The 8,926-nt window shown below is 51.5% G+C and carries 8 protein-coding genes; all 8 read left to right on the forward strand.

Features of this window, described 5'->3' with window-relative positions; genetic code table 11:
• A partial coding sequence (locus L1249_RS16815; RefSeq protein ID WP_235253781.1) for an IS66 family transposase occupies window positions 1-626 on the forward strand: 626 nt, incomplete at its 5' end.
• Window positions 616-885, forward strand: a complete 270-nt coding sequence (locus tag L1249_RS16820) for a hypothetical protein (RefSeq protein WP_054641827.1) — start codon at window positions 616-618, stop codon at window positions 883-885. The genes L1249_RS16815 and L1249_RS16820, both read left to right, overlap by 11 nt.
• A gap of 35 nt (window positions 886-920) precedes the next feature.
• On the forward strand, window positions 921-1,124 hold the full coding sequence (locus tag L1249_RS16825; RefSeq protein WP_235253782.1) for a hypothetical protein: 204 nt from the start codon (window positions 921-923) through the stop codon (window positions 1,122-1,124).
• Between the two features lie 167 nt (window positions 1,125-1,291).
• Window positions 1,292-2,236 carry a GIY-YIG nuclease family protein gene (locus L1249_RS16830; protein ID WP_235253783.1) on the forward strand — a complete coding sequence of 315 codons (945 nt, stop codon included), beginning with the start codon at window positions 1,292-1,294 and terminating at the stop codon, window positions 2,234-2,236.
• Window positions 2,233-3,654: a hypothetical protein gene (locus tag L1249_RS16835; protein WP_235253784.1), complete on the forward strand. Its 1,422-nt coding sequence runs from the start codon at window positions 2,233-2,235 to the stop codon at window positions 3,652-3,654. Before L1249_RS16830 ends, L1249_RS16835 begins: the two co-directional genes overlap by 4 nt.
• A gap of 105 nt (window positions 3,655-3,759) precedes the next feature.
• A complete protein-coding gene (locus L1249_RS16840; protein ID WP_235253785.1) occupies window positions 3,760-6,957 on the forward strand; it encodes a type I restriction endonuclease subunit R in 3,198 nt (1,065 codons plus the stop codon).
• 107 nt (window positions 6,958-7,064) lie between these two features.
• Entirely contained in the window at window positions 7,065-8,168 is a 1,104-nt protein-coding gene (locus L1249_RS16845; RefSeq protein WP_235253786.1) for an AAA family ATPase, read from the forward strand.
• Window positions 8,165-8,758: a DUF4276 family protein gene (locus L1249_RS16850; RefSeq protein ID WP_235253787.1), complete on the forward strand. Its 594-nt coding sequence runs from the start codon at window positions 8,165-8,167 to the stop codon at window positions 8,756-8,758. Before L1249_RS16845 ends, L1249_RS16850 begins: the two co-directional genes overlap by 4 nt.
• The last annotated feature ends 168 nt before the right edge of the window (window positions 8,759-8,926 follow it).

An 8,926-nucleotide genomic window follows, 5' to 3' on the forward strand; every position in this document is an offset into this window, starting at 1 on the left:
GCCGTTGCTTCGTTGAGGCCCAAAAGGATCATCCTGAGAAGGCCACCGAAGCCCTGCAACAGATCGCGAAGCTGTACCAGATTGAAGATACCATTAAGGAAAAGGAGCTCACCGGCGAGAAGAAGCGCCAATACCGGCTGGACCATGCGAAGCCGGTCGTCAGCGGCTTCTTCCAATGGTGCCGGGATCAGTTGGGGCAAGGCGGCCTGTTACCCAGTGAACCGTTAACCAAAGCCCTGAATTACGTGCTCGGCCGGGAAACGAGCCTGACGGTGTTCCTGGAAGATCCGGACGTACAACCCGATACCAATCACCTGGAACGGGCCCTACGGCCCATCCCCATGGGCAAGAAAAACTGGATGTTCTGCTGGACCGAACTGGGCGCGGAACACCTGGGCATCATCCAGAGCCTGATCAGCACCTGCAAGCTGCACGATATTACCCCCTACACCTACCTGGTGGACGTGCTGCAACGCATCAGCCAGCATCCGGCCAGTGACGTCAGCGACCTGACGCCTCGTCTCTGGAAAACTCGGTTCGCCGAGAACCCGTTGCGGGCGCTGATCGACCCACGCCACCCTGATCGACAGAGCAAACAGCCGGAGGCCACCGTTCATGCGCATTGAGGACATGAGCATCGACCAGTTGCTGGAATTGAATCAATACGTCTGCCGGCGCATCGACGAACTGAGGGATCAGGAAAATCTGCAGGCACTGAGTCAGTTGCGGGTGGGCCTGAAAGTAACCTTCGAGGGCCGGGAAGGCCCGGTGCTGGGGATCGTCACCAAGATCAACCGCAAGAGTGTGATTGTTCTGGCCGAGGACGGCCCCAAACAGTACAAGGTCTCGCCGGAGTTATTAAGGCCTCTGCGTGACGTGAAGTAGGTCAACTACGTCGTGGAATGAACGCTTACGGTTGTATGACCCAATTTCCACCTGATACTCAAGAAATGTTCAATAGCCTTCGCACCGCCGTGGATGAAACCTTAGAGCGCAAACGCCGCCTGGGGCAATACGCGGTGTTTTGGCAGGATGGCAAGCCTGTTTTAATCGGTGAAGACGCACCGTCCAATCCTGACATCACAACTCACGACGATAATCAGCAGGCCGAGACGCGACATTGATCACTCATTAGTTGATCAGCCCGGTAATCGTCATGTATTGGTATCGCTCTGCTTTTTTTATTTGACGGGTATTTGATAAGCAGTGCCTTTTTATAAGCAAGAATTGTTAAATTATTATTTAAATCAACAGCTTATGAGTGTGTTTCTTTTTGACAGGTATGTAATTAATGACACAGGGACGTAGCATTCGGCTGTTTCTAGTGGATGGCACACCCAATGGCTTGCTTACCGCCGAAATCATGAACTGGACAGGCCATGTGCTGACTGGCCCGCGCACAAAGCTGTCAGAGCTAGTTCAGCGGCCCGAGTGCGGCCGCACCGGGATATATTTTCTGGTGGGGCCTGACTTGGAAGGTAGCCCGCGCCCGCAGGTTTATATTGGCGAAAGTGATGATGTGGGAACACGATTAAAACAGCATAACCGGCCAGAAGATAAAGGTGGCAAGGACTTCTGGGAGAAAGTCTGTTTAGTGACCAGCAAGGATCAAAACCTCACCAAAGCCCACGTCAAATATCTGGAAAGCCTGCTGATCCAGTCAGCAGGCGAGCTAGGGCGCTGCAAGCTGGTCAATGGCACTGCTCATGAGTACATCAACTTGCCCGAATCAGACCGCGCCGATATGGCTTTTTTTATGGAGCAGATCCGTACGGTACTGCCGGTGCTTGGGCTGGATTTTTTGCGTGGTCGGCCTATGCCATCTCACCCACCGTCGATATTAAAACCGTCGCCAGCTGCCTCTCCAAAGTTTGTAGCAGAAGTACCTCGTTACGGTATTAAAGCCTACGGGCAAGAACTGGACGGTGAGTTTTACGTGCTGGAAGGTTCTATCGCGAGAGGTACATGGACAGGTGTTGATGGTGGTTACCAAAGCCTCTATCAGCAGCTATGTGATGAAGGAGTGCTGGTTGAGGACGAGAACAAGGTGAGACGTTTCGCCAGCGATTACGCCTTTACTAGCCCGAGTGCCGCTGCTGCAGTGGTGTCAGGTCGAAGTGCCAATGGGCGAATACATTGGAAATTGGAAGGCACTGGCCAAACATATGGGGCTTGGCAAGACCAGCAGGTGAGTGCTGCGGCCACTCTAGGGAAATCAAGGAGTGAACTAGCGTGATTGATGGCATGGTGAAAACCAGCACTAATGGCTCTGATCAAACGTTGAAGCGAAAACGGCTGGGGCAGTTAGGGCTTCTTGAATCACATTTAGAGGATGTGATCTTCAGGAACCATGAGTTGTTGTGCCTTGAGAGGATAGGCCTGTTTGTAGACAGCATTCATTTAGTTAGGCAGGGCCGTGTTCAAGACTTAATGGGACATCAAAAATACCCTGATTTAATGTTCCTGACTGATCGTGGTGATGTCGGAATTGTGGAAGTGAAGCGCTTTGGCAACAGGGAGCTTAGAGGTAGGTCTGTCATTTCACAGATCCTCGATTACGGTGCTGCACTGGGCAGCCTTGATGAACGCAGCCAAGTTGAACTGTTTTCTCAAGGTCTACCTGGCTGTAATCGGCTTGAACACGTCGCTTTGAAGCTAGTGGGAGATCCCAATCGGGCGCGTTGGGTAGCTCAAAGCTACAGAAATCGGCTGTCTCAAGGGCAGTTGCATTACATCATTGCTTGCGATGAAGCACCTGAAGGTTTATCAGAATGGATTCGTTCAGCCAGTAGGAACGATGCAACCGATTATCAGATTAGTGTTTTGGAGGTCTCCCCGTTTCAAAACGATGAGTATCCTGAAGACATTATATGGCTATCTCAGCCCATAGCTCGCACTGAGACCATACACCGAACCACTGTGGAAGTTATCCGAAATGATGACAGTGGGCAGCTTTCGGTCAATATTTCTAGCGAATCACCCGATACCATTGAAGAGCGGGCTGAGTCTGATCAGCCGTTAGTCGCCTCTGGCCAGCGTAAGTTTAAAAATGGGATTGAGACGGTTGCCGAAGAGATTGGTCTGCCCAGCGAGATGATTCACACGGCTTTGAAGTCGGCCAATCAGCAAGGAGTTAGCGCTGGCTGGGAGTGGGCTTACGATGCATTTGCCAACTCAGAGAGTGAAAGGATTGCTTTTCTAAGAGGAAAAAGAATTCTGGGGATGGTGGAAGGGCGCTATGGAGTTAACCTAGCCCAGCCGTGGAGACCCAGCGTTTTTGTTGGATATTACTTCTCTTCTCATGATCATAGTATCCAGCCTGTCGGCAAGGAGAGGGGCGGGGATTTCTCTATTATTCTAGATGTTACAAAGAGTTGGGGGCAGCGGAATAGTTTCTGGGAAACGCCTGAGTACCGCTCGCTATGCCATCGACTAACCCAGCAGTCTGGCGAGTGGACGGTTTCGCAGGGAAATAACCTATGGCATCCGTTGATGATTCATCGCCCGATGGCCGACGTTATGAAAGGGGCAGTGGACGAATCTGACATGGTCAATCGCTGGTTCAGTGCTGCGAAAGAGGGACTTGATATGCTTTTGTCTGGTAGAGAGCTACAAGCACTTAGAGATAGGCTGGAGGACGAAGGCAAAGTATAACGAAAGCTGGCCATGGTAGGTTATCAAGAATGCTGGTTATCCACTGGCTTATGTATGATCAAAATAAAGTAAAGCAGCTATGTAGTTAACTACTAAGGATTTTCAATGGCGGACAGCAGGGAAGCCCAGTTCCAACAAGACATCATCGACGCCATGGCTGCTAGTGGTTGGGCAGTGGGTACTGCCAGCGGCTATGACCGCACCACAGCACTTTATACAGAGGATCTGCTGGGGTATGTGCAGGAGGCTTGGCCCGAGCGCTGGGAGAAGTTCTGCAAGGCTAACCCGCAATCCTCTGAAACGGTGTTTGTGCAGAAAGTGGTACGCGAACTGGAGCGGGCGGGCACGCTAGAAGTGCTGCGCCATGGCTTTAAAGTGCCGGGCGTGACATTTGATCTGTGCAGCTTTAAGCCCGACCATGCCATGAACCCTGAAGCACGTTCACGCTATCAAGCCAACCGTTTGCGCGTAGTGCCGGAAGTTGCCTACTCGCCCCATGCCCGAGACAAAGCCAATGGCGGCCAGAGCTATAACCCGCGTCTGGATCTGGTGCTTTTTGTTAATGGTATCCCTACCGCCACCTTAGAGCTAAAAAGTGAGTTTAAGCAGTCGGTAGAAAACGCCAAGCGACAGTACCGCCATGATCGCCCCCTGAAAGATCCTGTTACCCGCAAGGTTGAACCGCTACTCGCCTTCAAGCGTGGCGCATTGGTGCATTTTGCGGTCAGCCAAGCAGAAGTGGCGATGACCACGAAACTGGCGGGCAAAGAAACGTTCTTTCTGCCGTTTAACCTGGGCACCGAAGGCGGCGGTGCTGGCAACCCGCCACCAGAAGATGGCAATAGCTACGCCACAAGCTACTTATGGGAGCGTGTGCTGTTGCCGGATGCATGGCTGAAGATTCTAGGACGCTTTTTGCACTTGGAGCAGAAAACCACCGAAGACTTTCACGGTCGACGCAAAACGAAAGAAACGCTGATTTTCCCGCGTTACCACCAATGGGAAGTGGTTAATCAGCTGATTGAGACCACCCAAGCTGAAGATGGCGGGCAGCGTTACCTAGTTCAACATAGCGCGGGGTCAGGTAAATCTAACTCCATAGCCTGGCTCGCCCATCAGTTGGCCAACCTGTATGACGAAAGCGGCCAGCAGAAGCGCTTTAACTCTGTGATTGTGGTGACTGACCGCACCGTGCTGGATAGCCAGCTGCAAAACACCATTTACCAGTTTGAACATGCCCATGGGGTGGTCTGCCCGATCACCCGCGATGTCGGCAACCAGAGCAAATCTGAACAGCTGGCGGAGGCGCTGGCGAGCAATACCCGCATCATCATCGTCACTATCCAGACCTTTCCTGCGCTGTTCGATGCGCTGGATAAACGTCCCACGCTTGCCGAGGGCCGCTATGCGGTCATTGCCGATGAAGCACACTCGTCACAGGCGGGCGATTCTGCGCGCAAGCTCAAGGCACTGTTAGCCGCCGCTGGCGAGAGCGCGGAAGATGATGAGGAAATCAGTGCAGAAGCAATGCTGGATGCAGCCGTGTCCACTCGTCGCCCGAATGAGCGCATCAGCTACTACGCCTTTACCGCCACACCCAAGGCCAAGACACTAGAACTGTTTGGCCGTGTACCAGACTCCAGCTTGCCGCCAAGCGCGGACAACAAGCCTGAGCCATTTCATCTCTACTCAATGCGCCAAGCTATCGAGGAAGGCTTCATTCTGGATGTGCTGCGTAATTACGTCACCTACAGCACCGCCTGGAAACTGGCCCACTTGGAAGATGAAGAGAAAGAGGTAGACGCCAAGAAGGCCTCCCGTGCATTAGCTAAGTGGGTGCGCTTACATCCTTACAACATTGCCCAGCGCGTAGAGGTCATTGTTGAGCACTTCCGCGCCAATGTGCGTCATTTGCTAGATGGCCAGGCCAAGGCCATGGTGGTCACCGCTAGCCGCCAAGAGGCGGTGCGTTATCAGCTGGCGATGCGCCAGTATGTGGAAGCTCAAGGCTATAGTGACGTGCATCCCTTAGTGGCGTTTTCCGGCAGCGTACCGGCCGATGAGGTTATTCCTGAAGAAGTCAGCGAAACCAGCAAACTGTTGAACCCCGGCGTTCGTGGGCGTGATTTAGCGGCGGCGTTAGATACCGACGACTTCAACGTGATGATCGCCGCCAATAAATACCAGACAGGCTTTGACCAGCCCAAGCTATGCGCCATGTATGTGGATAAAAAACTGCAGGGCGTAGACTGCGTGCAGACGCTTTCGCGGCTGAACCGACTGTTTCCTGGCAAACAGACGTTTATCCTCGATTTCTTCAATGAACCACAAGAAATTTTAGAAGCGTTTGCGCCGTATTATCGGAAAGCGACGTTGGCAGATGTGTCCGATCCGCAGGTGGTGTATGACCTCAAACGCACATTGGATGCGGGCGGCATTTATCACTGGCCTGAGGTGGAAGCGTTTACTACTGCTTTCTTTGACCCTAAAGCACCCGCTTCACGATTAAGTTACTACTGCCAGCCTGCTCAAGATCGTTTCAAAAAGCGTTATGAAGTCACCGTACAGCAGCAACAAACGTGGAAAGACGCCCGATATCAAGCTGAGCAGCAAGGCGATGATAAAGGCATAAAGCGTGCCGAGCAGGAGCTGGAAGACGCAGGCAAGACCCGCGATGAGCTGGACCTGTTCCGTAAAAACTTACAAAGCTTTGTACGCACCTATGAATTTCTCAGTCAGATCATCCACTTCGATGATGCTGAATTAGAGCAGCTGTGCGTGTATGCCAAGCACCTGTACCCCTTGCTACGTATTGATCGGTTATTAATTGGCGACCCTATTGATGTCAGCGAGCTTGAGCTGGACAGTTACCGGCTGACCAAACGCGCTGAACAGCGCCTCTCGCTTGAAGAGGAGAGCGGCGATTACGGCTTGAAACCGATTTCAGACGTTGGCTCCGGCAAACCCCATGACCCCGAGACACAACGCCTTAATGAGATCATCGAGCGCTTGAATGACCTCTACGGCGCAGATATTAGCGATGGCGATAAGCTGCATTTCGCCAACGGCATTGCTGACCGCATTGAACGTGATGATGCTGTCATGGCCCAGATCAACCACCATGACGAAACCCAAGTGATGCATGGGCTATTTCCCAAACGCGTCACTGATGCTGTGTTAGATGCCATGAGCGACCATGAAAAGCTCAGCATGCCGCTGCTGGAGAACGAAGAAACCGGTAGGCAGTTTGCGCTGCTGATCTTGAAGCTGCTTACCGGTCGGCAGCTTGATGGTCGAATCTAGCGTATGATGGTGAACTCAAACGTGATGCATTGATCACGATACTGTATAGATTTTACTGCCTGCGTAAGGTGGGTGATTTACATCTCATGGGCTGGAGGACACGGTGAATGGCTAAAGTTGGCTACCTCACGCACCTAGAAATTAATGGTTTTCGCTCTATCGAGTCTACCTCGCTAGAGCTCAAGCCACTGAACGTGCTAATTGGCCCCAATGGTGCGGGGAAGTCGAACTTCATCAATTTTTTTCGCTTCATGAATAAGCTGCTTCAAAAAGATTTGCAGCTATATGTAGCGGAACAGGGCGGGGCGGATGCGCTGCTTCATTTTGGCCGAAAAAAGACTCCCACACTTTCAACGTACTTGCGCTTTGATCCAAACAGCTATGGGGCAACCTTGATTCCATCGCAAGATGGGCGGCTAGTCTTTAAAGAGGAGTTTTGCGAGTTTTTTGCTGACACTATAGGCTTTTCAGGTGGCGACAAAAAAAAAGGGCTAGCTAAGCCTGGTGCTGACGAATCAGCATTGCCTGCCCCACAGGGAGCGACTATTGCAGGTAATGTGGCTAAGCACATTTCTGACTGGAAGGTGTATCACTTCCACGATACGAGCAGCAGTGCGCCTATGAAGCAGGCGGGAGAGCTGTTGGACAGTGACCGATTACGCGAGCAGGGCGAAAACTTAGCGGCTTTCCTTTATGACATTCAGACGCACAACCCAGATGTCTATAAGCGAATTGTATCTACGATCCAGCGGGTTGCGCCGTTTTTTCACGATTTCATACTGGCACCTGAACGGCATAACGACAGCAAAATTCGGCTGCGTTGGAAACATAAAGGCAGCGACGCTTACTTTGATGCCCATGCACTTTCAGACGGTACACTGCGGTTTATTTGCATGGCTACCTTACTGCTACAGCCCAGCCTGCCTTCCCTGATATTGCTAGATGAACCTGAGTTAGGTTTGCACCCGTATGCCATACAGCTATTGGGTTCCATGCTTAGGCTGGTTAGCCAATCAACTCAAATTATTATCTCTACGCAGTCAGTCTCGTTGGCTAATGAGTTTGGCGCTGACGATGTGGTCGTTGTGGAGCATCACGAAAATCGATCGACTTTTAAACGATTAGATACGGGCGCGCTAGAAGCGTGGCTTGATGACTACCGTCTAGGAGACCTCTGGGAGAAAAATCTGCTGGGAGGTACGCCAGCATGATTCGGTTGGGTATTAGTGTGGAAGGGGCAACGGAACGCGAGTTTGTGACGCGGGTATTGGCACCTGTATTGGCATATAGCAACGTATTTGCGTATCCCATCGATATGCATGGACGTGTTTCGCTTGAGCGAGTGGAAAAAGAGCTTAGCAAGCTGCTTGCGATGTTCGATCATGTGACTACGTTTTATGATTTCTACGGATTCCATAAACGACCAGAAGGAAGTGTCGATGCGTTAGAGGCAGCGATCAATGATTTGGTGCCAGCCGACAAACGTCATAGATTCACGCCATACGTTCAGCAGTATGAATTTGAAGCGCTGGTACTCGCAGTGCCTGACCGTGCGGAAAGTGTCATTGGCATCAATGGCCTGGGAGATAAGATTCGTCAGATAGTTGATCAGTGTGGTGGGGCTGAACAAGTCAACGATGGTTATGACACCTGCCCCTCACGGCGTATTAAAGCGATTGCCCCTCAGTATGATAAAAAATTCCATGGTCCAGTTACATTAGAAGATGGTTTGCAGGAGGCGAGGGCAGCTTGCCCTCGCTTTGATGCTTGGTTGACTGCTATAGAACAGCTCAAAAAATAAAAGTATGGTTAAATAAAATTTAATTCTGGCCGATAGTTTCATGAGTTAAGCTCAGTTCTTGTGTATGGAGGGCAGTAGAGAGGGTGGCGTATCCTGTTGATTGATCTCGCCAGATCACAACCAACATAGGACGGATACGCCATGAGCAATTCTACTCTCCAAGCCGTG

Source organism: Halomonas sp. Cn5-12 (assembly GCF_021532545.1).
Lineage (GTDB): Bacteria > Pseudomonadota > Gammaproteobacteria > Pseudomonadales > Halomonadaceae > Vreelandella > Vreelandella aquamarina.